The 26,791-nt window shown below is 72.4% G+C and carries 23 protein-coding genes and 2 pseudogenes; 7 read left to right on the top strand and 18 right to left on the bottom strand.

The window, feature by feature from the left end; translation table 11 throughout:
• Positions 1-45 precede the first annotated feature (45 nt).
• From BLT36_RS02130 to BLT36_RS02115, 4 genes and pseudogenes are all read right to left on the bottom strand, one after another.
• Positions 46-2,913: an ABC transporter permease gene (locus BLT36_RS02130; RefSeq protein ID WP_092091515.1), complete on the bottom strand. Its 2,868-nt coding sequence runs from the start codon at positions 2,911-2,913 to the stop codon at positions 46-48.
• A pseudogene (locus BLT36_RS02125) lies at positions 2,910-3,600 on the bottom strand (ABC transporter ATP-binding protein). The gene BLT36_RS02130 and the pseudogene BLT36_RS02125 overlap by 4 nt, the downstream one beginning before the upstream one ends.
• 38 nt (positions 3,601-3,638) lie before the next feature.
• Positions 3,639-4,232, bottom strand: coding sequence for a PadR family transcriptional regulator (locus BLT36_RS02120; protein WP_092091513.1), 594 nt, complete (start codon positions 4,230-4,232; stop codon positions 3,639-3,641).
• A gap of 144 nt (positions 4,233-4,376) precedes the next feature.
• Positions 4,377-5,258: an aldo/keto reductase gene (locus BLT36_RS02115; protein WP_092094229.1), complete on the bottom strand. Its 882-nt coding sequence runs from the start codon at positions 5,256-5,258 to the stop codon at positions 4,377-4,379.
• An 84-nt stretch (positions 5,259-5,342) separates the two neighbouring features.
• Between BLT36_RS02115 and BLT36_RS02110 the strand changes: the two genes are divergently transcribed.
• Entirely contained in the window at positions 5,343-6,260 is a 918-nt protein-coding gene (locus BLT36_RS02110; RefSeq protein ID WP_175529442.1) for an endonuclease/exonuclease/phosphatase family protein, read from the top strand.
• A 15-nt stretch (positions 6,261-6,275) separates the two neighbouring features.
• Here BLT36_RS02110 and BLT36_RS02105 read toward each other — a convergent pair whose 3' ends face one another.
• The 3 genes from BLT36_RS02105 to BLT36_RS02095 all read right to left on the bottom strand — a co-directional run bounded on the left by BLT36_RS02105 (position 6,276) and on the right by BLT36_RS02095 (position 9,176).
• Positions 6,276-6,857: a YdeI/OmpD-associated family protein gene (locus BLT36_RS02105; RefSeq protein ID WP_092091511.1), complete on the bottom strand. Its 582-nt coding sequence runs from the start codon at positions 6,855-6,857 to the stop codon at positions 6,276-6,278.
• Between the two features lie 191 nt (positions 6,858-7,048).
• Entirely contained in the window at positions 7,049-8,623 is a 1,575-nt protein-coding gene (locus BLT36_RS02100) for an FAD-binding oxidoreductase (protein WP_175529441.1), read from the bottom strand.
• 10 nt (positions 8,624-8,633) lie between these two features.
• Positions 8,634-9,176: an acyl-CoA thioesterase gene (locus BLT36_RS02095; protein WP_092091507.1), complete on the bottom strand. Its 543-nt coding sequence runs from the start codon at positions 9,174-9,176 to the stop codon at positions 8,634-8,636.
• 129 nt (positions 9,177-9,305) lie between these two features.
• Between BLT36_RS02095 and BLT36_RS02090 the strand changes: the two genes are divergently transcribed.
• Together BLT36_RS02090 and BLT36_RS02085 are read left to right on the top strand one after the other, a co-directional pair.
• Positions 9,306-10,292: an aldo/keto reductase gene (locus BLT36_RS02090; RefSeq protein ID WP_092091505.1), complete on the top strand. Its 987-nt coding sequence runs from the start codon at positions 9,306-9,308 to the stop codon at positions 10,290-10,292.
• 177 nt (positions 10,293-10,469) lie between these two features.
• Positions 10,470-11,894, top strand: coding sequence for a nucleobase:cation symporter-2 family protein (locus BLT36_RS02085; protein WP_254787280.1), 1,425 nt, complete (start codon positions 10,470-10,472; stop codon positions 11,892-11,894).
• Between the two features lie 389 nt (positions 11,895-12,283).
• Here BLT36_RS02085 and pucL read toward each other — a convergent pair whose 3' ends face one another.
• From pucL to BLT36_RS02050, 8 genes and pseudogenes are all read right to left on the bottom strand, one after another.
• Positions 12,284-13,201, bottom strand: coding sequence for a factor-independent urate hydroxylase (pucL, locus tag BLT36_RS02080; protein ID WP_092091503.1), 918 nt, complete (start codon positions 13,199-13,201; stop codon positions 12,284-12,286).
• 3 nt (positions 13,202-13,204) lie between these two features.
• A complete protein-coding gene (uraH, locus tag BLT36_RS18555; protein WP_175529561.1) occupies positions 13,205-13,543 on the bottom strand; it encodes a hydroxyisourate hydrolase in 339 nt (112 codons plus the stop codon).
• Positions 13,544-14,002 (bottom strand): annotated as a pseudogene (gene uraD / locus BLT36_RS02075) (2-oxo-4-hydroxy-4-carboxy-5-ureidoimidazoline decarboxylase); the annotation flags it as partial.
• Between the two features lie 215 nt (positions 14,003-14,217).
• Complete coding sequence (locus BLT36_RS02070; protein WP_092091501.1) at positions 14,218-14,700, bottom strand: FBP domain-containing protein; 483 nt, start codon at positions 14,698-14,700, stop codon at positions 14,218-14,220.
• A 166-nt stretch (positions 14,701-14,866) separates the two neighbouring features.
• Positions 14,867-15,592 (bottom strand): class I SAM-dependent methyltransferase, encoded by a 726-nt coding sequence (locus BLT36_RS02065; RefSeq protein ID WP_092091499.1) that lies wholly within the window; start codon positions 15,590-15,592, stop codon positions 14,867-14,869.
• A gap of 55 nt (positions 15,593-15,647) precedes the next feature.
• The gene (locus BLT36_RS02060; RefSeq protein WP_092091497.1) at positions 15,648-16,541 is read right to left on the bottom strand and encodes a helix-turn-helix transcriptional regulator; all 894 of its coding nucleotides are present in this window, start codon (positions 16,539-16,541) and stop codon (positions 15,648-15,650) included.
• 104 nt (positions 16,542-16,645) lie between these two features.
• Positions 16,646-17,905 carry a hemolysin family protein gene (locus BLT36_RS02055; RefSeq protein WP_092091495.1) on the bottom strand — a complete coding sequence of 420 codons (1,260 nt, stop codon included), beginning with the start codon at positions 17,903-17,905 and terminating at the stop codon, positions 16,646-16,648.
• 85 nt (positions 17,906-17,990) lie between these two features.
• On the bottom strand, positions 17,991-19,013 hold the full coding sequence (locus tag BLT36_RS02050) for a M23 family metallopeptidase (protein WP_092091493.1): 1,023 nt from the start codon (positions 19,011-19,013) through the stop codon (positions 17,991-17,993).
• 164 nt (positions 19,014-19,177) lie between these two features.
• Here BLT36_RS02050 and BLT36_RS02045 point away from each other — a divergent pair, with 164 nt between their 5' ends.
• Positions 19,178-19,672, top strand: coding sequence for a hypothetical protein (locus tag BLT36_RS02045; protein ID WP_092091491.1), 495 nt, complete (start codon positions 19,178-19,180; stop codon positions 19,670-19,672).
• A 21-nt stretch (positions 19,673-19,693) separates the two neighbouring features.
• Here BLT36_RS02045 and BLT36_RS02040 read toward each other — a convergent pair whose 3' ends face one another.
• Positions 19,694-21,385 (bottom strand): cation:proton antiporter, encoded by a 1,692-nt coding sequence (locus BLT36_RS02040; protein WP_092091489.1) that lies wholly within the window; start codon positions 21,383-21,385, stop codon positions 19,694-19,696.
• Between the two features lie 27 nt (positions 21,386-21,412).
• Positions 21,413-21,775, bottom strand: coding sequence for a hypothetical protein (locus BLT36_RS02035; RefSeq protein WP_139166317.1), 363 nt, complete (start codon positions 21,773-21,775; stop codon positions 21,413-21,415).
• A gap of 206 nt (positions 21,776-21,981) precedes the next feature.
• Between BLT36_RS02035 and BLT36_RS02030 the strand changes: the two genes are divergently transcribed.
• A complete protein-coding gene (locus tag BLT36_RS02030; protein WP_092091485.1) occupies positions 21,982-24,192 on the top strand; it encodes an NADP-dependent isocitrate dehydrogenase in 2,211 nt (736 codons plus the stop codon).
• Between the two features lie 78 nt (positions 24,193-24,270).
• Here the strand turns inward: BLT36_RS02030 and BLT36_RS02025 are convergent, their stop codons facing one another.
• Positions 24,271-24,732: a DUF3817 domain-containing protein gene (locus tag BLT36_RS02025; RefSeq protein ID WP_092091483.1), complete on the bottom strand. Its 462-nt coding sequence runs from the start codon at positions 24,730-24,732 to the stop codon at positions 24,271-24,273.
• Positions 24,733-24,860: 128 nt separating this feature from the next.
• Between BLT36_RS02025 and BLT36_RS02020 the strand changes: the two genes are divergently transcribed.
• The gene (locus tag BLT36_RS02020) at positions 24,861-25,637 is read left to right on the top strand and encodes a ThuA domain-containing protein (protein ID WP_254787279.1); all 777 of its coding nucleotides are present in this window, start codon (positions 24,861-24,863) and stop codon (positions 25,635-25,637) included.
• Positions 25,634-26,764, top strand: coding sequence for a PP2C family protein-serine/threonine phosphatase (locus tag BLT36_RS02015; RefSeq protein ID WP_092091481.1), 1,131 nt, complete (start codon positions 25,634-25,636; stop codon positions 26,762-26,764). The genes BLT36_RS02020 and BLT36_RS02015 overlap by 4 nt, the downstream gene beginning before the upstream one ends.
• Positions 26,765-26,791 lie beyond the last annotated feature (27 nt).

Raw genomic sequence — 26,791 nt, 5'->3', positions numbered from 1 at the left:
GCTGTGGGTCCTCGCGGCCGTTCCCAGGTGTCCCGGGTGCTCCGGTCACAGCGTGCGGCGGACGGCGACCCGCCGGCTCCGGCCCGCGGTCAGCCACGTGCCCACCGTCACCAGGAGCGGGAGTCCGAGTGCGAGGAGCGCGAGCACCGGCCAGTCCGCCACGAACGGCAGGTGCGAGGTGCCGACCGGGCCGGCCGTGAACCGCAGCGTCAGCGCCCGGATGGGCAACAGCCCGAGGAGCGTGCCGATCACCGCGCCGACCGTGGTGAGGATCGCGGCCTGCCACGCCGACACCCGTCGCCGGAGCACCGGGGCGGCTCCGACGGCGTCGAGGACCTCGTCGTCCCGCCGGCCGTCCGATCGTGCCAGGCCGATCGCGACCGCGGTGGCCCCGATCGTCACCGCGGCCGCCAGTGCGAGCACGAGCGCCTTCACGATGCCCTGCGCGTCCACGGGACCGGTCTCGTACGTGAAGTTCGGCCCGCCCCAGCGGTCACGGTCGGCCCCGCCGGAGCCCTGCCACGCCGATGACAGCTCGTCCCACTGCGTCGGCGTCAGCGCGGCGGGCAGTTCGGTGACGAGCATGCCGTCCACCGCGGGGACCCGGTACTGCACCGCCGTCTCGCGGGTCATGAACACGCCGACCTGGATCCGGGGTGTCTGCACGTCGAGGACGGCGGGGATCGTCGTCGAGGCGTCCGGCTTCGTCGAGCGGGTGATCACCGGGCTGTCCCAGGTCTGCCCGCGGAAGGTGTCGAGCCGCACTGCGCCGTCGTGCGCGTACTCGGGCCAGAGCGACACCGCCTTCCCCTGTGCGAGCGCGTCCCGCACGGCGGCGGACGGCCGGTGTCCGGTGAGCAGCCCGTAGTCGTCGATCGTGCCCGTCCAGATGTGCGGTGACGTGGTGCCGGTCGACTGCAGGTACCGCGCGCACGTCGTGGTGTTGTTCACCGGGCACGACGTGGTGGCCCAGTCGTGCGGGAGCACCACCGTCGACGGACGGTCCCCGGCCTGCTCCGGCACGGCACCGAGCACGCGGACGGCGTCGTGGGTCAGGACCCCGGAGACGACCTTGGCTGCGTGCTCGGTCACGGCCGGGTCGAAGCCGAGGGAGTTCCCGTCGTCGTCCGACAGTGACACGTCCGCCGTCGCCACGCCGACCGCGGTGTTGTACTCGTAGTCGCGGAGGAACTGCGCGTGGGAGGACGCGCTCCAGGTGATCGCGACCGACGCCACGAACACCACGCTCATCACGCTCGCCAGGACCGGCACCGTGCGCACCGGGTTGCGGCGGGCGTCCCGCGCTGCGAGCCGGGCGGACAGCCCGAGTCGCGTCGAGAGCCGCGCGACGAGTGCGAGGAGCCACGGGGAGCACATGGCGACACCGCCCTGCACGAGGCACGGTCCGATGGCGACCCCGGCGCCGACCAGGAGCGCCCACTGGTCGTGCTGGACGGGTCGGTCGTTGAGCACGAGCACCCCGACGCCGCAGGCGAGCGTCATCACGGTCCCGACGCCGATGAGGAGCGGCGCCCAGACGCGGCGGCGGCGTTCGGCCCGGGGGTTCGCCGATGCCGGACGGAGCGAGCCGCGGAGGGCTGCGAGGACGTTGATCCGCGTCGCGGCCCGGGCGGCGACCAGGGCGGACACGAGCCCCGCGAGCACCCCGGCGGCACCGATCGAGAGGAGCAGGAGCCCCGGCACGTGCAGCCCGGGCCACGTCGCGACGTTGCCGTTGTCCATCAGCCGGAACGCGACGATCCCGATCACGGTCCCGAGCCCGACCCCGAGTACCGCCCCGGTGACGCCGAGCACCAGTCCGGACCCGGCGACGATCGTCCGGACGAACCGCCGGTCCCCGCCGACGCTCGTCACGATCGCGTACGAACGGGTGTCTGCGCGCGTGCCGACCAGGAACGCGGCACCGGCGAGCAGGGCGACCTCGAACATCGCGAAGACGCCGAGGAGCCCGAGCGCGCCCAGGTACCACCCGAGTGACGAGCCGACCTGCCCGCTCGACAGCCGTGCGTCCGGCGGGTCGAGCACGACCGGTCGCGACTCCACGGCGATCCCGCGGGCGTTCAGCCGCTGGATCTCCGACCAGGTCGGCGCGTCGGAAGCCAGGTAGACGGTGACGTCGGTGGCGCCGGTGCGGTCCTCACCCGTGGCCGGTGCGAGCGTCGTCCCCCACGGCAGGAACACGCCCTGGGCGTCGGCGTCACTGGCGAGGTCGCGCATCGTCCCGGTGATGGTGAACCGCTTCGTCACCGGGTCCGTGAGGTCGACGGTGTCGCCGATCGACGCTCCGAGGCGTCGGAGCGTGGCCGGGGTGACCATCAGCTCGTCCCGCCGGCTCGGTGCGGCGCCGTCGAGCACGTGCCAGTGCCCGTCGAGCACCGTCGACCACACCGCGCCCTCGACGGCCTGGATCCCGACCGGGCCCTTCGGCCCGGCCAGCACGACCGCGGTGGAGGCCACCGGGATCGACACCGCGCCACCGGGCACGTGGTCGAGGACGTTCACCGACCGGGCGCTGCCGTCGTCCTTCGACGCCGGACTGCCCTTCACGGTGTCGGTGCTCTGCCAGCTCACCGGGTCCTGCCGCATACCGGGCAGATCCGGACCCATCACGGTCATCTGCGCCGCAGCGTGCCCGAGGTCGTAGCGGAGGTGCTCGGCGGTCGTGGGCTGCGTCGACTGGACCACGACGGAGACCGCGGCGAACCCGGCCACCGGGATCCCGATCAGCGCGACGATGAGCGCCGCCCGTCCGGCCTTGGCGAACGCCAGCCGCCGCCCGAGCCGCAGGGCGGGCCGGAATGCGAACGGCGTCCGGTCCCGACCACGGTCCGTCCGGGCGGGACGGTCCCGGCCGGTCGGCTCGGCGTCGGCAGCGCGCCGACGCCCGCTCACGAGGCGGTCCGGTCCGTGAGCGCCATCTCGACGCCCGAGTACACGGTCTCGTCCACCACGCGACCGTCGCGGAGGAAGACGATCCGGTCCGCCCACGCCGCGTGCCGGGCGTCGTGCGTCACCAGCAGGGCGCCGGCCCCGGCGTCCACGTGCCGCCGCAGCATCCGCAGGACGACCTCGCCGGTCTGCGAGTCGAGCGCACCGGTCGGCTCGTCGGCGAGCACCAGGCGGCGCTCGCCGACGACACCGCGGGCGATCGCCACCCGCTGCTGCTGCCCGCCGGACAGGTCGTCCGGGAAGGCGTCGGCGCGGTGGCCGAGTTCGACGTTCTCGAGTGCCAGTTCCGCGGCTCGGCGTGCGCGTGAGGCCTTCCAACCGTCGAGTTCGAGCGGCAGTGCCACGTTCTCGACCGCGGTGAGCGAGGGGATGAGGTTGAGGTCCTGGAAGACGAACCCGACGAGCCGTCGCCGCAGTGCAGCGAGGTCCTTCGCCGGTCGGTCGGAGACCCAGGCGCCGTCGATGACGACCTCGCCGCTGGTGGGTGGGAGCAGCGTGCCGGCGCAGGCGAGCAGGGTCGACTTGCCCGACCCGGACGTCCCCATCACCGCGACCATCTCACCGCGACGGATCTGCAGGTCGATGCCGGCCAGCGCGGTGACCGCCTTCGCTCCGGGTGCCGTACTGCACGCTGACGGCGTCGAGCTCGAGGAGCGGAGCCGCCGCGTTCACCGTGCGCTCCGCGCGGTCGCATCGGACGACGTCGGGCGCGCGGAGGACGTCCGCTGCGCGGGTGCCGGGTGCTCGTCCGGACGGTACCGGGCGACGCTCGACTCGACGTGGTCGAGCCAGCGGACGTCGGCTTCGGCCTGGAGGAGCATCGACTCGAGGACGAGTGACCACGCGAGGTCCTCGGACGGGTCCGCCGTCCGCTTCAGCCGCGTGAGGTCCTGCAGGTTCCGCACCGCCGCCGTCCGCTGCACCTGCACGAGGTGCGTCACGTCGACACCCGGGACGGTGACGGCCAGCGCGAACTTGATCGCGAGCTCGTCGCGACCGCGCTTCGGCGGGACCGGCTCGCTGAACCAGCGGGCGACTTCGTCGCGCCCGGCGTCGGTCGCGGTGTAGACCACGTGGCCGTCGTCGTCCGTGTCGCCGCGGGCGACGAGACCGTCCCGCTCGAGGCGGTCGAGGGTCGTGTACACCTGCCCGATGTTCAGCGGCCAGCTGCCGCCGGTCCGGTGCTCGAACTCCCCCCGGAGCTGGTACCCGTAGCCGGGTCCCCGCACCAGCAGTGCCAGGACGCCCATCCGTACGCTCACGTCTTCCCCCAGTCGTGTCCACTATGGACATACGCAGTATGCCCATACTGAGTATGCAAGCGCAAGCGCCAGACGGACTGGAGGCCCGTGGCGGTGTCGCCACGGGCCTCCAGTCCGTCACCTGGTCACGTCGACGACGTGCGGTCAGCTCCCCAGCTTCGACAGCTCCTCGAACTCCTCGTCCGTCAGCTCGACCGTCGCTCCCTGGAGGTTGTCCTCCAGGTGGGCGACACTCGACGTTCCCGGGATCGGCAGCATCACCGGCGAGCGCTTGAGCAGCCACGCGAGCGCGAGCTGTGCGGGCGTCGCACCCTTCCGCTCGGCGAGCTCGGTGAGCGGCGAGTGCTCGCCGGTCAGGCCGCCGGTCGCGAGCGGGAACCACGGGATGAAGCCGATGCCCTGCTCCTCGGACCAGTCCAGGAGCTCCTCGGCGTCACGCTTCTGCAGGTTGTAGAGGTTCTGCACGGTCACGATCGTCGCGATCTCCTGCGCCGCCTTGACCTCGTCGACGGAGACCTCGGACAGCCCGATGTGCCGGATCTTGCCCTCGTCCTGCAGCTTCTTCAGCTCACCGACCTGGTCCTCGAGCGGAACCTTCGGGTCGATGCGGTGCAGCTGGAACAGGTCGATGCGCTCGAGGCCGAGGCGGCGGAGGCTCATCTCGGCCTCCTGCCGGAGGTACTCCGGGCGGCCGACCGGCGGCCACTTGTTCGGGCCGGTGCGGGTCAGCCCGGCCTTGGTGGCGATGACGATGTCGTCGCCGTACGGGTGCAGGGCCTCCTTGAGGAGTTCCTCGGCGACGTACGGGCCGTAGCTGTCGGCGGTGTCGAAGAAGTCGACGCCGAGGTCGACGGCGCGCTGCAGCACGCGGACGGCCTCGTCGTGGTCCTTCGGCGGACCCCAGACGCCGGGACCCGTGAGTTGCATGGTGCCGTAGCCGAGACGGTGGACTTCGAGGTCCCCGCCGATGCGGAATGTGCCGGACGCTGCGGCCGGACGGTTCGTGGTGTCGGTCCCTGTGGTCATGTCACCGGTGTACGCCGCGCCGTCGAACGGTCCCTGGAACGGTGTCCCCCGCGCGCTGTCAGGACCGGTTCGTATGCTCCTCGGGTGCCCTTCCGTTCCCCACGACGGAGTCCCGGCCGCTCGCTCGTCATCGGTGTCGTCGGGATCGTGCTGCTCGCCGGGATCGTCGTCCTCGTCCTCCCCGCCGTGCTCGGTGTCCTCGGCACCGCCGGCTCCGTCATCGGGTCGCTGCTCCCCTGGCTCGCACTCCTGCTCGTCCCCGTCGCGGTCCTCGCCCTCGGCACCCGGTCGAAGCGGATCGCCGTGCTGTCGCTGGCGTTCGCAGCGGCATGGGCGCTCGCGATCCTGCCCGGCGTGCTCCGGCCGGACGCCGCGGGGTCCCCTCGTCTGACGGTCGTCACCCAGAACGTCGAGGCCGCGAACGCGGACCCAGCCGCCACCGCACGGTCGATCGCGTCGAACCGGCCGGACGTCATCGCGCTCGAGGAGCTGACAGCCGACTCGGGCGACGCGGTCGCCGGCGTGCTCGACGAGCGCTACCCGCACCACTACCGGGTCGGGTCGATCGGCGTGTGGAGTCGGACGGCCCTGAGCCACGGCGAACCCCTGACGCTCGGCCTCGGCTGGGCCCGGGCGCTCCGCGTCACGGTCGACACCGGCCTCGGTGACGTGCGGCTCTACGTCGTGCACATGGACTCGCTGCGACTCGGCGGCGAGGACGGCCGACCGACGATGCTGTCGTCCCTGGCGACCGCGGTCCGGGGCGACGACGCCCGGCGGCTCGTCGTCGCCGGGGACTTCAACGGCGGGGCGACGGACCCGAAGATGCTGCCCCTGACCAGGATGCTCGACGAGGGAGGCGGGTTCCGGTTCACCTGGCCGGCACAGCTGCCCGTTGTCCGGATCGACCACGTGTTCGTCCGCGGGCTCGAGACGACGTCGACCGAGGTCCTCCCCGCGAACGGCAGCGACCACCGGGGGTTGCGGGTCGGGTTGCGGTAGCGGTTGGGCCCGGGCTCAGGCGTTCCGCGGGTACGGAGTCTCGCCGCGCTCGAGGCCGCCGACGAGCTTCGTCAGCCGGTTCGTCCGGGCGGTGGCGCTCGGTGCCGTCGTGATCCGGTGCAGCACGGCGTACCGGTTCGTCCGGTCGAGCTCGGCGAACAGCGCCGCAGCAGCCGGGGACGCGTCGAGCGCTGCCTGCAGGTCCGCCGGCACCTCGGCCGTGGCGGCACCGGCGTAGGCACGGTCCCACCGGCCGTCGTCCTTCGCCCGGTCGATCTCCGCCTGACCCCGGTCGCGCATGCGTCCCTCGGCGATCAGGGTGGCGACGAGGCCGATGTTCCGCTGCGACCAGAGTGACGCCTTCCGCCGCGGCGTGAACCGCTGCCGGAACGTGGTCTCGTCGCGGCCGCGCTTCTGCCCGTCGATCCACCCGGAGCACAGGGCCTCGTCGAGCGCCTGGTCGTAGGTGATCGACGTCGGGTCCGTGGTGCCCTTCTTCGCGAGGACGAGCCACACACCGTCGGGGTCCTCCTCGTGGGTGTCGAGCCAGGCGCGCCACGCTGCGGCGTCCGGCAGCACCAGGTCGACGATGTCCATGCGGTCATCGTAGGGGTGCGCCGCGCGCTCGGCGGGGCCGTGCGCCGCCCGCCGCGAGCCGGCCCGAGTCTCGGCCCCAGCGACACATCACGTGCCCGGGAGCCCGAGAACTGTCGGCCTGCCCGAGACTCGGCCTCGGCCGTCCGCGCCCACGGCAACCGCAACGGCCGTCCGCGCGGGGAGGCGGAGCGTCACACCCAGTGCGGCTGCGCCAGCACCCCCGTGGGATCCGCCTGCTCGGCGATCCGGTGCAGGCGCGAGGTGTTCACGTCGAAGTAGTCCGCCGGGTCGGTGATCGCCGCATCGCAGTAGTTCGCGTACGCCGCGTCGCCCCACGCGGGGCGCATCGCCTTCCGGAACCCCCGCACGTAGGCGTCGAACGGCGCCGGGTCGGCCCCGTCCGCGAACACCGCGGTGTACTGCACGGTCATCAGCGCGGAGCGCCACGGGAACGCGGAGTCGGTCCGCCCGACGTCGGCGACGACGCCGCCCAGGGCGTCGAGTGCGACGCCGCCCTCGCGGTTGCCCGACACGTCGCCGGCCGCGGCCGCGTGCTGCACCAGCGTCGCGATCTGCGCGTCGGTCAGCTTCGCGTTCCCGATCGACGACGTCGCCGCCTCCGACACGCGCTGCGCCTTGCCGGCGAGGGTCGACATCGCAGCGCCGTAGGTGAGCTGCTGCGCGGTGTGCGCGAGCGGCGTCGCACCGGTGGCGCGGATGAAGCCGTCGACGGTCGCGTCCGCGCCGGTCTTCGCACCGGTCCACACGCCGGTCACGGTGACGGTCGGGGACGTGTGCCGCGAGCCGTTCAGCAGCTTGAGCGTCGACCAGAGCTGCGGGTCGGCGGCGGGCGCCCAGTCCTGCCAGGCGCGGACGACCGCAGCAGCGGCCGACCAGGGGAAGGAGATGGTGAAGAGCAGGACGGGAGGCGCGGCCTGCGTCCGGTAGGTCAGTGCGGTGACGACGCCGACGGTCCCACCCCCGCCGCCCCGGCACGCCCAGAACAGGTCCGGCTCGGCGGTCGCGGACACCTGGTGCACGGCGCCGTCCGGTGTGACGAGGGTCACACCGGTGAGCTGGTCGCACGTCAGGCCGAAGGACCGGACGAGCACGCCGACGCCGCCGCCGAGGGTCAGGCCGCCGATGCCGACGGTCGGGCAGGAGCCGGCGCCGATCGCCCGGCCGGCCTTCGCCAGCGTGGCGTACACGTCGCCGAGCTGCGCTCCGGGACCGATCGTCACGGCGTCGTCGTCGTGGAGCTCGATGCCGTCGAGGTCCTGCGTGCTGATCACGAGCGACCGTGGGACGTCGGTGCCGCTCGCACCCCCGGCGGACCACCCTGTGTACGAGTGCCCGCCGGCACGCAGCGCGACCGGGGTCCGGGTGTTCCGGGCGAAGGCGAGGCCGGCCTGCACGTCGGCGGTGCCGGAGGCGCGGAGGATGCCCTGCGGGTCGGCGTCGTCGTACCGGGGGTTCTCGACGAGCCGCGCCGTGTCCCACCCGTCCGCCCCGGAGCGGAGCAGCCGGCCGGAGACCGCGGCGGCGAGCGCGTCCCACGAGTCCGGGCCGCCGGGTGTCGGGCTGGCGGTGGGTGTCCGGGTCGGACCGCTCGTCGCACTCGCACTTCCCGACGGTGAGGTCGAGGGGGACGGCGACGGTCGGCTGCAGGCAGCCAGCACCCCCGCGATCCCGAGTCCGACGCCGCCCGCGAGGAGCACCCGCCGGGTCGTCGCAGGGGTCCGGCGGTCGTGGTCTGGTTCGGTCACGCGGACCTGTCTACCCTGCTGTGCTGCTGATCCGGGTGGCCCCCGCCCAGTCGTGCACCCACTCGGGGAGCTCGAGGTCGTGCGGAGCACCCCCGGCGGCCTCCAGCAGTTCGCTCGGCGGCACGGTCCCACCGGACTTCCGGAGGAACCGGCCCTGCACGACGGCCCGGGCGATGACGGTCCCACGGCGGACGAACGTCTGCTCGAGGTACACGGCCCGGTCGTCGACGCCGAGCACCCGCGTCACGAGCTCGAACCGCTGCCCGAGCGTCAGGGAGCGCTTGTACGTGATGGTCTGCGCGGACACCACCGGGTACCAGCCCTGCGCGGCGATCGCCGCCCAGAACCCCGAGCGGATCATGAGGTCGAGCCGACCGAGGTCGAGCATCGACAGGTACTTGCCGTTGTTCACGTGGCGCAGCGGGTCGAGGTCCGTCAGGGTCACGCGGAACGGTGTGCGCGCCTCGTCCCACAGCGACGGGCGACGACCGCGGACGGTCGGACGGAGTCGGATGCGCAGCTGGAGCAGGAACAACCGGAAGTACAGGTTCACCGGTCGATCACACCAGCACTGGACGGCAGCCGTGGAACACCTTGGAGGATCTGCACCAAACGGTGCCGCTGCCTGACCGGCCCGGTCAGTGCCTCCCTCCAACCGAGGCACCCGGAGTAGACCTGCAGCATGCAGACACGCAAGCTCGCAGACCTCGAGGTCGGACCCGTCGGCCTCGGAACCATGGGCATGAGCGCCTTCTACACGGGCGCCGGCACCGACGACGACGAGTCGATCCGCACCATCCACCGCGCGATCGACCTCGGCGTCACCCTGTTCGACACCGCCGAGGCGTACGGCCCGTACACGAACGAGGACCTCCTCCGTCGTGCCCTCGGGGACCGCCGAGACGACGTCGTGATCGCGACGAAGTTCGGCCTCATCACCCACCAGCCCGGCGAGGCCGAGCCGAGCACCCAGCGCGGCATCTCGAGCGCCCCCGAGTCCGTCCGCGAGGCGCTCGAGGGCTCCCTCCGCCGCCTCGGCACTGACCACATCGACCTCTACTACCAGCACCGCGTGGACCCGGCCGTCCCGATCGAGGACGTCATCGGCCAGCTGGCCGGCTTCGTGCAGGAGGGCAAGATCCGGCACATCGGGCTCTCCGAGGCGAGCGCGGCGACGATCCGGAAGGCGAACGCCGTCCACCCGATCACGGCGCTCCAGAGCGAGTACTCGCTGTGGACCCGCGACCCCGAGGGCGACGTGCTCGACACCCTCCGCGAGCTCGGCATCGGTCTCGTGCCGTACTCCCCGCTCGGCCGCGGCTTCCTGACGGGTGCCATCACGAAGCCGTCCGACCTCGACTCCGACGACTTCCGCCGGGCGAACCCGCGCTTCCAGGAGGAGGCGTTCGCCGAGAACATGCGGATCGTCGACGCCGTCAAGGACGTCGCGACCGAGGCCGGCGGGACCCCGGCGCAGGTGGCCCTGGCGTGGCTGCTCGCCCAGGGCGACGACGTCGTCCCGATCCCCGGCACGAAGCGGGTCTCGCGGCTCGAGGAGAACGTCGGCGCAGCCGACCTGACCCTCACCGACGACCAGATCACGCGCCTGTCGTCGCTGCCGGTCCCGACCGGCGACCGCTACCCCGACATGTCGACCATCGGCCGCTGACGCGACCAGCGGAACGCCGGGAGGCGCGGTGCCAGCTGGCACCGCGCCTCCCGGCCGTTGGCGCCACCGTTTCGGGCGTGGGCCGCGTGATCGACGCGACCCACGCCCGTCATCCCGGGGAAACAGGGGCTGCATAGCGTCCGGAGCACAGGGAAACCACCGCTCGAAGGGGACGCCATGACGACCACGAAGCCAGCGCGCACCACACCGACCGAGGACGGCGTCGACACCGTCCCACCGCTCGCCAAGCTCCTGCCGCTCGGACTGCAGCACGTCCTCGCGATGTACGCCGGAGCGATCGCCGTGCCGCTCATCGTCGGCGGGGCGCTCGGCTTCAGCAGTGCCGACCTGGCGTTCCTCATCAGCGCCGACCTCTTCGTCGCCGGACTCGCCACCATCGTGCAGTCCGTCGGCTTCTGGCGCTTCGGCGTCCGGCTGCCGCTCGTGCAGGGCGTCACGTTCGCCGCCGTCGGCCCGATGATCGCGATCGGCACCGAGCACGGGATCACCGCCGTCTACGGGGCGACCATCGCGTGCGGCGTGTTCATGGTCGTGATCGCGCCGTGGTTCGCGCAGCTCGTCCGGTTGTTCCCGCCGATCGTCACCGGCACCGTGATCCTCATCATCGGGCTCTCCCTGATGAGCGTCGCGGCGGGGTGGGTCACCGACGGCGGGAAGGACGGTGCCGCGAAGCCGCTCGACGTGGCCTTCGCTGCCGGGGTGCTCCTCGCGATCGTCCTCGTGGAGCGGTTCGCGCCCCGGGGGCTCGCTCGCGTCTCCGTCCTGTCCGGGCTGCTGCTCGGCACCGTGGCGGCACTGTTCGTCCCCGGCATGGTCGACGGCTCGGGCATCGCCGACGCCTCCTGGTTCGCCTTCGTCACGCCGTTCCACTTCGGCCTGCCGACGTTCGACGTCGCGTCGATCGTGTCGATGCTCGTCGTCGGCCTCGTGATCATGACCGAGACCACCGGCGACATGATCGCCGTCGGCGAGGTCACCGGCCGTCCCGTCTCGAAGCGGACGCTCGCGGACGGGCTCCGCGCGGACGGTCTCGGCACCGTGGTCGGTGGTGTCTTCAACACGTTCCCGTACACGGCGTTCGCGCAGAACGTCGGGCTCGTCGCACTGACCGGCGTGCGCTCCCGGTACGTGGCCACGGCGGCCGGCGGGATCCTCGTGGTGCTCGGCCTGGTACCGAAGGTCGCCGCGGTCGTCGAGGCGATCCCGCACGCGGTCCTCGGCGGCGCCGGTGTCGCGCTGTTCGGCATGGTCGCGGCGAGCGGCATCCGGACGCTCTCGAAGGTGCGGTTCGACAACCGGAACGTGCTCGTCGTGGCGCTGCCGCTGGGGATCGCGCTGCTGCCGACCGTCGCGCCCTCGATCTACGCCGCGTTCCCGACCTGGTTCACGCTGGTCTTCGACTCGGGCATCTCGGCCGGGGCGGTCGCGGCGATCCTGCTGAACCTGCTGCTCGGGTCGCGCTCGGTCGCTGCGCGGTACGGCGAGGACCCGGCCGTCGGCTCGTACGACGGGGTGCGCTCCACCGCGCCGATCGCCCTGCCCCGGTCGGCGGAGGAGGCGCGGGCGGCCGACCCGGCCTGAGCGCGCCGCGGCCGGCGCGGCGTGCGGGGCCGCGCGGCGGCGCTCGCACGGTGCGAGGTTGCGGACGTCCTGCGGCCCTGGAGGCCCGCACGGAGTGCACAACATCGCGCGGGGCGACGAGACGCGCACCGTGCGGGGTGCCCCGACTGCGGCCTGGAGGCACGGTGCCAGGCCGTCACGGGCCTCCAGGCCACGGTCCGGTCGCTTCTGCACGGTGCGAGGTTGCGTCCCTGGTGCGGTGCTGTATCCCCGCACGGGGTGCGCGATCTCGCACCACGTGGCGGACCTCGCACCGTGCGACTGGGCGGCGGGGTGCGCGACCTCGCACCACGTGGCAGACCTCGCACCGTGCGACTGGGCGGCGGGTGCGTCGGACGCCGGCCCTGCGCTCAGACGAAGGCGGGCAGGTGCTCCCACGCCTCGGGCGCCTCGACGATCCCGTCCCGCACGACGGTCCCCTCGATGAGCCCGTACGGACGATCGGCCGCGATGAACACCTCGTTCTCGTTCGTCATGCCGAACGGCGACAGGTCCACGACGAAGTGGTGCTTGTTCGGCATCGCGAACCGCACCTCGGCGAGCTCCGGACGCAGCGAGATCGCCACCCGGCCCATCTCCCACAGCGTCTGCTGGAGCGCGAGTGAGTGCACCGTCGCGAACTGCTCGAGCATCACCCGCACGACGTCCTCGTACAGGGCGTCGTAGTCGATCCCGGCGGCCACCGCGTCGGGCAGGTACCGCCACCGCGCCGTGACCTCGGTCGCCATGATCCGGTCGGTGGTCTCGGGCAGTGTGGTGAACCGGGAGCGCGGGAACCCGTGGAACTCGGACCCGGTCGACTTCAGGACGACGAGGTCCTTGACGCCGCCGGTGACGTGCCGAGCCCCACCCTCGACGTGGACGGTCGCCAGGCGTGTGCCCGACCCGGTCCGCCGGAAGGAGTGGTCGTGCGGCTGCCCGTCGACCTCGATGCGCTCCCACGGGTGCACCTCCGCCTGCCACAGCCCGCCCTCGACCCAGTCGAACTCGTCCGTGAAGTGGTCGGCGAGCAGCGCGAGGAAGTCCTCGGGAGCGCCGATGCCGTGCTCCTTCGCGAGCGCGAACACCGTGTTCTTCTGGGTGTCGGTCGCGACGATGCGGGAGTTGTCGCCGGCGGTGAAGGACCCGGCGAACGCTTCGCCGATGAGCTGCGAGGTCACGGTGAGGTCGGCGATCTCGTGCCGGGCGCCGTGGCGGGTGACCCGCACGAGACGGTTCTCGGCCTTGCCGTACTTGTTCGGTCCCAGGTGGACGGAGACGTCTGGCATCGGTCAACTCCCTCGGTAGGTGCTGTGTGCGAACGGGCTGAGCAGCAGTGGCACGTGCAGGTGCTCGGTGCCGCTGACGGTGAAGGCCACGACCACGAAGGGGTGGAACGTCGGCACGCCCCGGCTCCGGTGGTATGCGCCGGTCTCGAAGCGGAGCACGAGGTCGCCCCGCGGCAGGACGTCCGGCCCGAGCGCGGCCCGGCCGTCGGCGTCGGTGGTGGCGGTCGCGAGGACCTCGCCGTCGACGGTGCCGAGGACGAGGTCGACCCCGGCTGCGGGAGCGCCGACGGTGGCGTCGAGCACGTGCGTCGTGAGGTGCGGGACCCCGAACGTCGCGCGGATCCGGTGCACGGCGATGTCGAGCAGCGCGGCGACCGCCTCGGTCACCTCGGTGTCGGGGTCGTTCCCGAGTCGGCGGTCGAGTTCGGCGAGGAGCTCGTCGGGGGTGCGTCCGGCCGCCCGCACCAGGAACACCCGGCCGAACCGGCGTTCGTACGCCGCGTTGCCCTCGGCGATGGCGACCGTGACGTCCTCCGCAGCGGTCCGCATCGCCGACTGCTCCCTCGACGAGGACGCGTCCGAGGCGCGGTCACCGATCCGCGGGTGCTGCGCCAGCGCGGCGTCGAGTTCCCGCGCGCCCCAGTCGACGGCGAGCGCGCGGGCTCGCTCGATGAGGGCCGGGACGGAGCCGTGGGGGCGTGCGGCGACGAGCTCGTCGACCCACGGGTCGACGTCGGCCCAGCGCCGCACGACGGCTGCGGCGTCCGTGGCGGTCGCGTGGTCGAGCGCACCGAGGTCCATGTCGCCACGCTATGGAACGCTCGTTTCACCCGCGTTTCGCGGTGGTTTCCCCCGCGACGCGGCCGGTCGGCCTGAAACGGCCGGGCCGGTGGCCCGGGAACGGCCGGGCCGGTGGCCCGGGAACGGCCGGGTCCGTGGGCCTGGAGGCGCGTGGCGGGCCCGCACCGCGCCTTCAGGCCGTCAGCTGGTCACGCTGGGACGGCGACCTGCCGGGACTAGACCTCAGCGGCGAATGACGCCGCACGCAGCTGCAGGTCCTCGATCCGTCGCAGGCGGGCGGCCTCGACGTCGTAGCCCTCGTACGCGGGCGGCGGCAGCTTCCGCACGTTCCGCGAGCACTGGAAGTCCTGGCAGACGAGCGTGCCGACGGTGTTGCCGTTCCGCCCCGCCTTGCCGGACCGCTTGGCGCTGTAGAACACGACGTCGTTCGGCAGCTTCACGTCCTGGCACCACGAGCACTGCGCCCGGGACCGCGACGATGCCTCGGCCTGCCGGAACAGGATGCCGACGAGCTCCCCGTCGAGCGTCGGCACGACCGCGTACGCGCGCCGTCCGATCTTCGGGTCGCGCCAGCCGAGGTAGTCGAGCGCGTCCCAGTCGATCGTGTCGAAGCCGGCGGGGAGGGTGAGGTCACCCACCTCTTTCCGGGAGGCGTTGACGAAGGTGGTGCGGATGGTCTTCTCGCTGATGGGCAGCATGGTGGATCACTTTCGGGAGGACCCGGGGCACGCGGACGCGCGCCGCACCGGGCAGGGGTTCAGGGTTCGATGACGGCGGCCGCGCCGAACGGCACGACCGGGGGCATCACGCCCTGATGTCGGCGAGGGGAGCGCCGACCACCTCCTGGAAGATCACCGGACCACCCTACGTCGGAGCGACGACGAGCACCAGTGAGCCCGGGTACGACGGCTGCACGCGGAGCGCACCGTGCCGGCTGTCCCACTCCCCCGACTCGATCGCGTTCCGGAGCGCCGCGACCGAGCGCCTGGCGGTCATCTCGTCGACGAGGTCCCACACCGGATCGGCGCGGCGGGCTCCGGCGTCGAGGAGCCGTTCCGGTCGGGCGTAGTACGCCTCGGTGAAGCCGTCGACGCAGGTGAACGGGATCGGCAGCGCGGAGGTCACCGTGTCGGGGCCGAGCGCGTCGCGGATCCGGGCGAGCGCGGGGTGGCGTCGGGCCTCGGCAGCGAGGAGATCGGGGGCGTACTCGGCGAGCCAGAACTGTTCGACGCGGTCGGGGTCGCGGGCGAGGAGCACGATCGGGCCCCGGGTGACCCGTCGCACCTCGGCCAGCCCGTGCTCGAGGTCACTCCACTCGTGCACGGCGAGGACGGCGAGAGCTGCGTCGAACGAGTCGTCCGCGAACGGCAGGGGCTCGTCGGACGCTGCCACCGTGGTGACCTGCCGATCCGCGGGCGCGTACGAGGGGGGTGCCGCTGCCGTCCGAGCGGGTCGCACCTCGAGCACGGTGCGCGGGTCGCCGAGGGCCTTCGCGATCGCGCGGGCGAAGACCGGTTCCGGGCGGCGGTACTTCCGGTGCTCCGGCCCCTCGTCGGCTGGAACACCGGTCTCCCCCGTCGCCCTGGTCACCGTCCCAGCCTACGGACGGTCGCTGGTCACCGGCAGGGGTTGCTCGCGATCGGCCTCAGTCGACGGACTCGCGGACGGACACGTCGCGCTCGGCCCGCTCGGTCGCCGCCCACGAGCCGAGCAGGGCCAGGGACCGTTCGGACTCGCTGCCCGGTTCGGCCGAGTACGAGAACATCACGAGGCCCGGGTCGGCCACGAGCTCGAGTGCCTCGTAGTCCAGCCGCAGCTCGCCGACGATCGGGTGCATGATCCGCTTCTTGCCGGTGCGGTGCATCCGGACGTCGTGCGCGGCCCACCAGGTGCGGAACTCCTCGCTCCGGGTCGACAGCTCGCCGACGAGCGTCACGAGGCCGGGCTCGCACGGGTTCGACACCGCAGCGGCTCGGAGGATCGCCACCGAGTCCCGGGCGGTCTGCGCCCAGTCCGGGAAGAACTCCTTCGCAGCCGGGTCGAGGAACGTGAAGCGCGCGGTGTTCACCGGGCGTCCGGGGCCGGCGAACATCGGCGAGTAGAGCGCGTGCCCGAGCTCGTTCGTCGCGACGACGTCCCCGCGCTCGTTCCGCACCCACGCCGGCGCACCGGTGATGGAGTCGAGTAGCCGCTGCACACCGGGACGGACGCGCGTCGGGACGTTGCGGTGCATCACCTTCACGCCGGAGTTCGCCAGCCGCGCGAGGTCCCACAGGTGCACGCGCTCGTCCTCGTCGAGCTGCAGCGCGCCGGCGAGCCCTTCGAGCACGCTGTCCGAGACGCCCTTGAGCGAGCCCCGTTCGAGCCGCGTGTAGTAGTCGACGCTGACGCCCGCGAGCATGGCGACCTCGTGGCGACGCAGCCCCGGGACCCGCCGGACCCCACCACCGAACGAGGGCATGCCGACCTGCTCGGGGGTGAGCCGCGCCCGCCGTGAGGACAGGAAGTCGCGGATCTCGTTGCGCACGTCGATACCCATGCCACGAGGGTACGTCGCGTGACCGGTACCAAGCAGGCACTGGCTGTACCCGGCACCAGTACCTGGCACGGGGCGGTGTGCGCGGGTGGGCGGCCTCCAGGCCGCTACGCGGTGACGACCGCCGTGATCCGCACGCGCGCCACGCGGTGACCGTCCATGGCGGTCACCTCCAGTCGGTGCCCCCCGGCGTCCACGACGTCCCCGACCTCGGGGACCCGGTCGAGGAACACCTGCACGAGGCCGCCCACGGTCTCGTAGTCGCCGTCGGGCAGGAGCGGGCCGCCGTCGGCCGCGAGGTCCTCGAGCACCGTCGCACCGTCCACCCCGTCGGACTCCGCCGTGGGCTCGTCGTACTCGTCGCGGATGCGGCCGACGAGGTCCTCGAGGAGCGCCTCGAGCGTCACCATGCCCGCGCTCCCGCCGTACTCGTCGACGACCAACGCGATCTGGTGCCCCTCGGTGCGCATGTCCGCGATCGCGCTGGACAGGGACTTCGTCTCGGGCAGCGCGAGCACCGGGCGGACCAGGGTCGTGATGGGCGCGGTGGGGTCGGCGGGGCGGAGCAGGTCACGCAGGTGCACGAAGCCGTCGACGTGGTCCCGGGAGCCGTCGGTGACGAGGTACCGGGTGTGGCCCTGGTCGATGGCGTGCTCGGTCGCCTCGGCGATGGTCGCGGAGGAGTCGATCGTCGACACGTCGTACCAGGGGCGCATCGATTCGCGGAGGATCCGGTCGCCGGCGTCGAGCGCGCTCCGGGCGATGCGGCGTCCCTGCGGGTCGATCGCCTCGTGCTCGTCGACCAGCCCACGGAGTTCCTCGGTGCTCATCGACTCGCTGCGGGCGTCCGGGTCGCCGCCGAGCAACCGCACCACGGCGTCGGTCGACTTCGAGAGGAGCCAGATCGCCGGACGCATCACCGTGGCGAACCGGTCGAGCGTCGGTGCGACGGCCATCGCGAACCCCTCGGCGCGCTGCAGGGCGAGCCGCTTCGGGACGAGCTCGCCGAACACCAGCGAGAGGTAGGCGATGACGAGGGTCATGCACACGAGCGCCACCGTCTCCGCAGCAGCCTGGTCGAGCCCGAGGCCGGTGAAGAGCGGCGCGACGTCCGGCGCGATCGACGACGCCCCGTACGCGGCGGAGAAGAACCCGGCGACGGTCACGCCGATCTGCACGGCGGAGAGGAAGCGGTTCGGGTCACGTCCCAATTCGGCGACCCGCATGCCCCGCGAGCCGCGGCGTTCCAACTGCTGCAGCTGGGATTCGCGCAGGGAGACGAGGGCGATCTCGGCGGCGGCGAACACGCCACCGACGAGCACGAACAGGACCACGAGCCCGAAGGCGATCCAGGTGTCGGCGCCCATCAGCGGGCAGTCCCCGCGGATCGACGGCGGGCGGGCGGTCTGTGGTGATCGTCCATGCCTGTGATCCTGCACAGGCTGGCTGGGATCAGGCGGTGAGGGACCTGCCGATACGCGCCACGAGCCAGGCTTCGGGGTCGATCGGGGTGACGCCGTCCATCAGGACCTCGAGGTGCAGGTGCGCTCCCGTCGAGACGCCGGAGGAACCGACCTTCCCGATGAACTCACCCGCCTCGACGGTGTCGCCGACCTTCAGCGGGGACGAGCCCGGGATCATGTGGCCGTAGAGGGTGGAGACCTCACGCCCGTCGATCACGTGGTCGATGATGACCGCGGTGCCGTACGAGAAGTACGTGCCCGAGACGCGGACGGTGCCCGCGGCGACGGCACCGATCGGGGCGCCCATGCCGGGGTTGAAGTCGAGGCCCTGGTGGAGGGACGAGCACGCACCGCACGGAGCGGAGCGGTAGCCGAAGCCCGAGCTCATCCGGACGGGACCGGGGAACGGCGACCGGACGTCGCCGCCGTAGGACACCGCGGTGCCGGGTGCACCGGCGGTGCCGCCGCCGACCGTGAACTCGTCGCGGTCGAGCCCGCTGGCCGAGATGGCCTGGGTCACGGCGTAGTCCTGCGTGCGCACGGTGGGCGCGAGGGTCGAGGTGGCCATCGAGGTGCCGGCACTGGCGTGCGCGGGCATCGCCGAGGCGGCGAACATCGCGAGGGCGGCGAGCGCGCTGGTCAGGGTGATGCGCGTGGCGCGCTGCGGCCTGGAGGCGCGGGGTGCGATCGCCGTGCTGCTCACGAGTGCGCTGGTCGCGCGGGGACCGGGGCGGCGGACGACGCGCTGGACACGGGCGTCGGGGGTGTTCCGGACGCCGTGTTCGGTCGTCGCGCGGGCGACGGCTGCCGTCCGGCCCGCGACGGGCTTCGCCGCGCGGCCCACGACGGCCTTCGCCGGGCGGTCGGCCCTCGCGGGGCGGTCGGCCTTCGCCGGGCGGTCGCGTCGGGCGGGCTTCCGGGCCGCGGCGCGCTCCGCTTCGAGCGCGGCGCGACGGGACAGGTGCACCACCGGGGTCGCCGGGTGCTGGTCGGGTTCGGGTGCAGTCGTCATGGCCGCCCACCATTCTGCACGACTCTGTTGCTTTGTACAGCGTTCTCCGTGATCTTCTCGTTACCTCCGCTGCTGGGAGGGTCCTGATCCACCCGGCCCGCCCCGCTCACGCAGACGCCGTCCTCGGTAGTGTCCGCAGTGAGCGAGCGGAAAGGACCCTGGACATGGCCCGAACGCCACGCGAGCGGCACGAACCCATCGACCTGCGGACGGCCGAGGTCGTGCTCGCCGGCACGCAGGACCTCCTGCCGGTGATGCGCGCCTCCGCCGTGCGAGCCGGCGTCGACGTCGCGCGGATGCGGGTCGTGGGGGTCGACGACCTGCCGGACCCCGGGGAGACCGGGCACGCGGAACTGGCCGTCATCGCCATCCGACGACCGGGAGACGACCCCGCGTTCCACCGGGCGCACGAGGCGGCCGAGATGATCGCGCCGCTCCTCGCCCCGAACGCCGTCCGCATCGTCGTGACGGTCTCCGGTGTGACCCGGCTCGCGCCGAAGCTCGAACGGACGCTGACCTCCGAGGTGCTGCACCAGATCGGCGAGGCCTCGGCGCCGTCCGGGAACGCGCGGCCGTTCCGGAGCTTCCGGATGCGCCTCGGGCTCGCCGGGCTGCGAGCGGCCGGGGTCCGGGTGTTCCGCATCACGATCGGGCACTGACCTCCGTCCGCACTCGCGTCGTCAGCGGGTCGGTGCACCGCGGAGTTCGAGCGCGAGCTGTTCGGCGTCGATGTTCTGCAGCATCGACTCGAGCACCTCGGCGTCGAAGGTGCCGTCGTCGCGCGCGTCGAGGATCGCGGAGCGCTGCGCCTCGAGCACCGCGAGCCGCCGGGCCTTCTCACGCCCCATCCAGGCTCTGAGCTCGACCGGGTCCGCTGCCTCGAGGTCCTCGCGCGTCGCCGGGGGCTCCTCATGCGTGCCCGGGACCTGCTCGGCAGCGGTGCGCATGAGTTCGAGCAGTCGACGGCGTTCGGCGACGTCCTTCTCGGCGGTGTCGGGCGCGGGAGCCGCGATCCGTCGGACGATCGGGCCGATCGTGCTCCCCTGCACCACGAGCGAGAGCAGTGCGACCGCGAACGCGATGAACACGAGCAGGGAGCGCTCGGGTGTGCCCGGTGGCAGGGTCTGGGCCGCCGCGACGGTCACGGCGCCCCGCATCCCCGCCCAGACCACGGTGGTGCCCTCACGCCAGCCGAGCGGCGCCTTCGTGTAGTACGCGATGTCCGCCAGGGTCCGGCGCACCCGCACCGCGAACCGGTCGAGCTCCCGGTCGGACGGCGCACGGTTGCCCGGCCGGTGCTCGCGGATGACGTCGCTCATCGCGTCGCGGTCGCCGGCGTGCATCTCCGCGAAGCGTTCCTGCATGCGTTCTCCGCGCTTGGCGCTCGCGGACAGGGCGAACAGCAGCGGGACGACGTACGCGGCCCGGATGACGACGGTCAGCACGAGTGCGCCGACCGCGATGAGGAGCGCCGGGCCGATGCCGGTGTGGTCGTCCTGCACGTCCCCGAGGATCGCGGAGAGTTCGAGCCCCATCGTCAGGAAGACCGCGCCCTCGAGCACGAGCTCGATCGTCCGCCAGTTCTGCGCGTCCGACAGTCGGTGCCCGGGTGGGAGCCTCCGTGGTCCGACGATGCCCGTGAAGAGCCCCGCGACGACGGCCGCGACGAGCCCGGACCCGCCGAAGTGCTCGGTCGGGATCGCGGCGACGAACGGCACGGCGAACGACAGCGCCGTGTTCACCGCGGCGCTGGGCACGCGCGACCGGACGAAGACGTTCAGCCACCCGACGAACCAGCCGACGACCACGGCGATGGCGACGGCCTTCGCGAAGTCGCCGAGCGCGCCCCAGAACGAGAACGACGCGGCGGCCGCGGCGATCGCCGTCCGCAGGAGCACGAGGGCCGTGGCGTCGTTGAGGAGCGACTCGCCGTCGAGGATCGAGATCGCCCGCCGGGACACCGAGGTCTGCTTCACGATCGAGGTCGCGACGGCGTCGGTCGGGCTGACGATCGCGCCGAGGGCGAAGCCCCACCAGAACCCGAGGTCCGGCACCACCCACGCGAAGAAGAGTCCGAGCACCAGGCTCGACGCGATGACGAGCAAGACGGACAGGCCGCTGATGGCGCCGAACTCCCGCCGGAAGTTCATCGAGGGCATCGACACCGCCGACGAGTACAGCAGCGGCGGCAGCACCCCGGCGAGGATCCACTCCGGCTCGACGTGGGCGTCCGGGATCCACGGCAGCAGGCTCGCGACGATGCCCACGGCGACGAGGACGAGGGGCGCCGCGACGCCGATGCGCGGGCCGAGCACGGCGGCACCCGCGATGGCGATGACGGCGATGACGCCGACCACGAGGAGTTCGGTCACGCGTCCAGGGTGGCACCCCGGGTCGGGTCAGGTCCGATCCGGCTCCGGGCTGTGGACCGCGGATGCCTCGACCCCGTGGTGTGGAGGGACGACGTGCGCGACGACGGCGACGCTGCCCGCTGCGAGGACGAGGGCGAGCGCGCCTCCGGTGACGGCGGTCCCGATCCGCCGGAGCCGCGACGCCGGTCCCCGCTCACGCGGCGCGAACCGGGCGAACCCGCGGCGGGGTGACGGGCCGACGAGCCAGGGCCCCGAGCCGTCCGCGTCGTACGAGAACGGCCCGGAGCCGTCGGGTGCGTAGCGGTACGGCCCGCTGCCGTCCACGGCGTAGGCGGAGCGCAGGTCCTCCGGCGACCAGCCGAAGTCCGATGGGGTCTGCCGTGCGGTCATGGCGCGCGCTCCTTCCGGGTCGTCCGCGGCGGTGGGGCCGCGGAAGACCATTGCAGGCGACGTTCCTATGAGTTGACGGTGTGCCTCCAGGGCGGACACCGGAAGTCTGCTCCACGCAGGTCCGACGATGTATCTTGATGTCGAGACATCCTGCGCCACGAGTACCGTGGACGTACCGACGGTCGAACAAGGGAGTACCCGCCAGCATGGCCAAGATCATCTACACCCTCACGGACGAGGCGCCGTTCCTCGCCACCCACTCCTTCCTCCCGGTCATCCAGGCCTTCGCCGGCACCGCGGGTGTCGACGTCGAGACCCGCGACATCTCGCTCTCCGGCCGGATCATCGCCCAGTTCCCCGAGCGGCTCACCGCCGAGCAGCGCCTCGACGACGCCCTCGCCGAGCTCGGCGACCTCGCGAAGACCCCCGAGGCGAACATCATCAAGCTGCCGAACATCTCGGCGTCGATCCCGCAGCTGAAGGCCGCGATCAAGGAACTCCAGTCGCAGGGCTACGACCTGCCGGACTACCCCGACGAGCCGGGGACGGACGAGGAGCGCGACACCCGCGCCCGGTACTCGCGCACGATGGGCAGCGCTGTGAACCCGGTCCTCCGCGAGGGCAACTCCGACCGTCGCGCGCCGCTCTCGGTGAAGAACTACGCCCGGAACCACCCGCACCGCATGGGCTCCTGGAGCCACGACTCGAAGACGAACGTCGCGACCATGGGCGTCGACGACTTCCGCTCGAACGAGCGGTCGTGGATCGCCCCGGCCGACGACGTCCTGACGATCGAGTTCGTCGGCACCGACGGCGAGACGACCGTCCTGAAGCAGTCGATCCCCGTCCTGGCCGGCGAGGTCATCGACGGCACCGTGCTGCACGTCGCCGCGCTCGAGGCGTTCCTGAAGGACCAGATCAAGCGCGCCCAGGACGAGGACGTCCTGTTCTCGGTGCACCTCAAGGCGACGATGATGAAGGTCTCCGACCCGATCATCTTCGGCCACGTCATCCGTGCCTTCTTCCCCACCGTCTTCGAGCGCTTCGGTGCGGACCTCGCCGCCGCCGGGCTCACCCCGAACGACGGCCTCGGCTCGATCCTCGACGGGCTCGACTCGGTGCCGAACGGCGCGGCGATCAAGCAGGCGTTCATGGACGGCATCGACGCCGGCCCCGAGCTCGCGATGGTCGACTCCGACAAGGGCATCACCAACCTGCACGTCCCGAGCGACGTCATCGTCGACGCGTCGATGCCGGCGATGATCCGCACCTCCGGCCACATGTGGGGCCCGGACGGCGACGAGCACGACACCCTCGCGGTCATCCCGGACTCCAGCTACGCCGGCATCTACCAGACCGTCATCGACGACTGCCGCGCGAACGGCGCGTTCGACCCGGCGACGATGGGCTCCGTGCCGAACGTCGGCCTGATGGCGCAGAAGGCCGAGGAGTACGGATCGCACGACAAGACCTTCGAGGTCCCCGGCGCCGGGACGGTGCGCGTGGTCACGAGCGGCGGTGAGACCGTCATCGAGCACGACGTCGAGGCCGGTGACATCTGGCGCGCCTGCCAGACGAAGGACGTCGCCATCCGTGACTGGGTGAAGCTCGCGGTGACCCGTGCCCGCGCATCGTCGACCCCGGCGGTGTTCTGGCTCGACGAGACGCGCGCCCACGACGCCAACCTCATCGGCCTCGTCCGCACGTACCTCGGGGAGCACGACACCGAGGGCCTGCAGATCGAGATCATGTCCCCGGAAGACGCGATGGCGTTCTCGCTCGAGCGCATCCGCCGCGGCGAGGACACCATCTCGGTCACGGGCAACGTCCTCCGTGACTACCTCACCGACCTGTTCCCGATCATGGAGCTCGGCACCTCGGCGAAGATGCTCTCCGTCGTCCCGCTGCTCGGCGGTGGCGGCCTGTTCGAGACCGGGGCCGGTGGTTCGGCGCCGAAGCACGTGCAGCAGCTCGTGCAGCAGAACTACCTGCGCTGGGACAGCCTCGGCGAGTTCCTCGCGCTGGCGGTCAGTCTCGAGCACCTCGCCGGCGTCACCGGGAACGCCCGGGCCCGGATCCTCGGCGAGACGCTCGACCGCGCGACCGGCACCTTCCTCGAGCAGGACAAGTCCCCGGGCCGCAAGCTCGGCACGATCGACAACCGCGGCAGCCACTTCTTCCTGGCGAAGTACTGGGCCGAGGAGCTCGCGTCGCAGACCGAGGACGCCGAGCTCGCAGCGGCGTTCGCGGAGATCGCGGGTTCGCTCAGTGCGCAGGAGCAGAAGATCGTCGACGAGCTCGTCGCGGTGCAGGGGCACCCGGCGGACATCGGCGGCTACTACCGTCCCGACGACGCCAAGACGAGCGCCGTGATGCGCCCGTCCGCGACGCTGAACGGGATCCTCGCGGCCCTGTAGGCGACTGACGAACGACCGGAGGCGCGGTGCCGGCTGGCACCGCGCCTCCAGTCCGTCGGTGGTCCCGTCCCCGAGCCGTCAGCCGCGGGACGGGACCGGCGGCCCGACCACGAGCAGCGCGGAGAACACGAGGACGACGGCCACGACGCCGATCCCCGCGGACACCGCCGGCCGGCGCACCACGAAGAAGAGCAGGCGATCCCAGAACCCGGGCTGCACGCCGATGTCCGGCGAGCGACGCCACGGCCCCTCGAGCATCCCCCGTCGGGCCACCGCGACCTCGAAGGGCACCGTCGCGTACGGCACGATCGCGCTCGCCCAGCCGAGCAGCAGTGCACCCACGGACCACCGCTGGTTCACCGCGACGACCGTCGTGACGACGAGGTACGCCAGGAACACGAAGCCGTGCACCCCGCCGCCGATCCGCACGCCCCAATCGCCGGCGTGGAGGCCGTACTTCAGCACCATCCCGGCGATCAGCAGGGTCCAGGTCACGAGTTCGGCGACCGCGGCGGCACGGAAGAGCGAGCGGGGAGTCATCCGGACATGGTGACGGATCCGTCCCGGGAGAAGGCCGACAGGCCGGCTCACGACGCGGCCGGGTCCGTGGTTCGACACACACCGCGGGTCGTATCGATTCGACGCCGGTGGCGAGTAGCGTCGTGGACATGTCGACGTCGACCGATCCCCGTCCCCTGAACATCGTCGTCTGGAACGAGAACGTGCACGAGACCCGCGGCGACGCGGTGGTCGTCGGGCACTACCCGGACGGCATGCACACCGTGATCGCCGCAGCGCTCCGCGAGCTCCAGCCCGGCGCCGAGGTCTCCACCGCGACCTTGCAGGAGCCCGAGCACGGCCTCACCGCGGGGCGCCTGGCCACCACCGACGTCCTCTTCTGGTGGGGGCACGCCGCCCACGACGAGGTGTCCGACGAGGTCGTCACCCGCGTCGTGGACGCCGTGCACGCCGGGATGGGCCTGGTGGTGCTGCACTCCGGGCACTACTCGAAGCCGTTCAAGCGCCTGATGGGCACCACGTGCTCGCTGAAGTGGCGGAACGACGGCGAGCGCGAACTCGTCTGGACGGTCGCGCCCGAGCACCCGATCGCCGCCGGGGTGCCGCACCCCATCGTCATCGAACGTCAGGAGATGTACGGCGAGTACTTCGACATCCCGCGCCCCGACGAAGAAGTGTTCCTCTCGACGTTCGCCGGCGGCGAGGTGTTCCGTTCGGGCGTCGCCTACCGCCGTGGACTCGGCCGGGTGTTCTACTTCTCGCCCGGCGACCAGGAGTACCCGGTGTACCACCACCCGGACATCCAGCGGGTGCTCTCGAACGCCGCACAGTGGGCCGCGCCCGTGTCCGCACGACGCGAGCTGACCGCTGACCCCCACCCGCGGGACTGGTTCCTGGCGGACGGGACGGGTAGACAGGTCGGGTGACCCAGCTCCACGACGCACTCCACCGGACGGCCGTGGTCGAGGCGCTCGACGTCCTCGGCAACGGCCCGGAGGAGCGGTTCGACCGCATCACCCGCATGACCCAGGAGGCGTTCGGCGTCCCGCTGACCTTCCTCAACCTGCTGCACGACGGCCTCGCGACGGCGCAGTCCGCGCAGGGGTGGCATCAGGGAGCGAGTGCGCCGGCCGAGCAGGTCATGTGCTCGACGACGGTGCTGTCCGACGAGCCGCTCGTCGTCCCGGACGTGCGGCTCGACCCGCGGTTCGCGAACATGCCCGCCGTGATCGAGCAGGGCATCCGCTTCTACGCGGGCGCACCGTTGTCGATGCACGACGGCACCCGGGTGGGCACGCTCTGCATCCTCGACGCCGCGCCGCGGGAGATGTCCGCCGCGGACGTCGGCCTGCTGCAGGACCTGGCGCACTGGGCGGAGCGCGAACTCGGGTACTCGCTCGAGCGTGACCGGGTCCGTCGGGTGGTCGACGGGCTCGTCCCGGCGCCCGTCGACGTACCGGGCTACGACCTCGACACCCTGTCGGTGCCGCGCGACGACACCGGTGACCTGGCCGACTGGCGCGTCGCCGCCGACGGTCGGCTGCACGTCACGGTGGGATCCGTCGCGGCCTCCGGCGGCGCCGCGGCGCTCCTCGCCGCAGCGGTCCGGTCCGCGGTCATCGCGCGGACCGACGTCCCGATGGACACCGCGATCGTCGGCCTGGAGGCGCAGGTCGCCGCCGACCTGTCGGCTGCGGACACCGTCGGCTCGCTCTTCCACCTGCGGCTCGATCCCGCGTCGGGTCACGTCGTGTGGGGAGACGCCGGCCACGGACTCGCCGTCGTCGTCCGTGCCGACGGCGGTGCCGCGGTCCTGCGGTCGGCCGACCTGCCGATCGGGCTCCAGCCCGCGACCACGCCGCGGACCCCGGGCTCCCTCGAGCTCGCGCCGGGTGACGTTGTCGTGCTCTGCACCGACGGGGTGCTGGCCGGTGTCGGCGGCCTCGACGCCCTGGTCGAACTCGCCCGCACGACCCGCGGCGGTCGCGCGCTCGTCGACCACGTCCGGCCCTCGACCACGGGCGGCACGCTCGTGGTCCTGACCCGGCGCTGACGGCACCGGCCCGTCTGCCCGTCTGCC

The sequence above is a fragment of the Curtobacterium sp. UNCCL20 genome (assembly GCF_900101675.1).
In the GTDB taxonomy this organism is placed as follows: domain Bacteria; phylum Actinomycetota; class Actinomycetes; order Actinomycetales; family Microbacteriaceae; genus Curtobacterium.
The sequence above is the reverse complement of the archived record's forward strand: the minus strand, read 5'-3'. Positions and strand labels throughout refer to the sequence as shown.

What these genes read in the sequence shown, in the direction of transcription:
- BLT36_RS02045 (WP_092091491.1), top strand. Translation starts at nt 19,178, where the DNA reads ATGGCCCGAACGCCACGCGAGCGGCACGAACCCATCGACCTGCGGACG.
- BLT36_RS02035 (WP_139166317.1), bottom strand. Translation starts at nt 21,775, where the DNA reads ATGACCGCACGGCAGACCCCATCGGACTTCGGCTGGTCGCCGGAGGAC.
- BLT36_RS02050 (WP_092091493.1), bottom strand. Translation starts at nt 19,013, where the DNA reads ATGACGACTGCACCCGAACCCGACCAGCACCCGGCGACCCCGGTGGTG.
- BLT36_RS02020 (WP_254787279.1), top strand. Translation starts at nt 24,861, where the DNA reads ATGTCGACGTCGACCGATCCCCGTCCCCTGAACATCGTCGTCTGGAAC.
- BLT36_RS02070 (WP_092091501.1), bottom strand. Translation starts at nt 14,700, where the DNA reads ATGCTGCCCATCAGCGAGAAGACCATCCGCACCACCTTCGTCAACGCC.
- BLT36_RS02115 (WP_092094229.1), bottom strand. Translation starts at nt 5,258, where the DNA reads ATGACCACAGGGACCGACACCACGAACCGTCCGGCCGCAGCGTCCGGC.
- BLT36_RS02025 (WP_092091483.1), bottom strand. Translation starts at nt 24,732, where the DNA reads ATGACTCCCCGCTCGCTCTTCCGTGCCGCCGCGGTCGCCGAACTCGTG.
- BLT36_RS02060 (WP_092091497.1), bottom strand. Translation starts at nt 16,541, where the DNA reads ATGGGTATCGACGTGCGCAACGAGATCCGCGACTTCCTGTCCTCACGG.
- BLT36_RS02055 (WP_092091495.1), bottom strand. Translation starts at nt 17,905, where the DNA reads ATGGGCGCCGACACCTGGATCGCCTTCGGGCTCGTGGTCCTGTTCGTG.
- BLT36_RS02030 (WP_092091485.1), top strand. Translation starts at nt 21,982, where the DNA reads ATGGCCAAGATCATCTACACCCTCACGGACGAGGCGCCGTTCCTCGCC.
- BLT36_RS02105 (WP_092091511.1), bottom strand. Translation starts at nt 6,857, where the DNA reads ATGGACATCGTCGACCTGGTGCTGCCGGACGCCGCAGCGTGGCGCGCC.
- BLT36_RS02085 (WP_254787280.1), top strand. Translation starts at nt 10,470, where the DNA reads ATGACGACCACGAAGCCAGCGCGCACCACACCGACCGAGGACGGCGTC.
- pucL (WP_092091503.1), bottom strand. Translation starts at nt 13,201, where the DNA reads ATGCCAGACGTCTCCGTCCACCTGGGACCGAACAAGTACGGCAAGGCC.
- BLT36_RS02090 (WP_092091505.1), top strand. Translation starts at nt 9,306, where the DNA reads ATGCAGACACGCAAGCTCGCAGACCTCGAGGTCGGACCCGTCGGCCTC.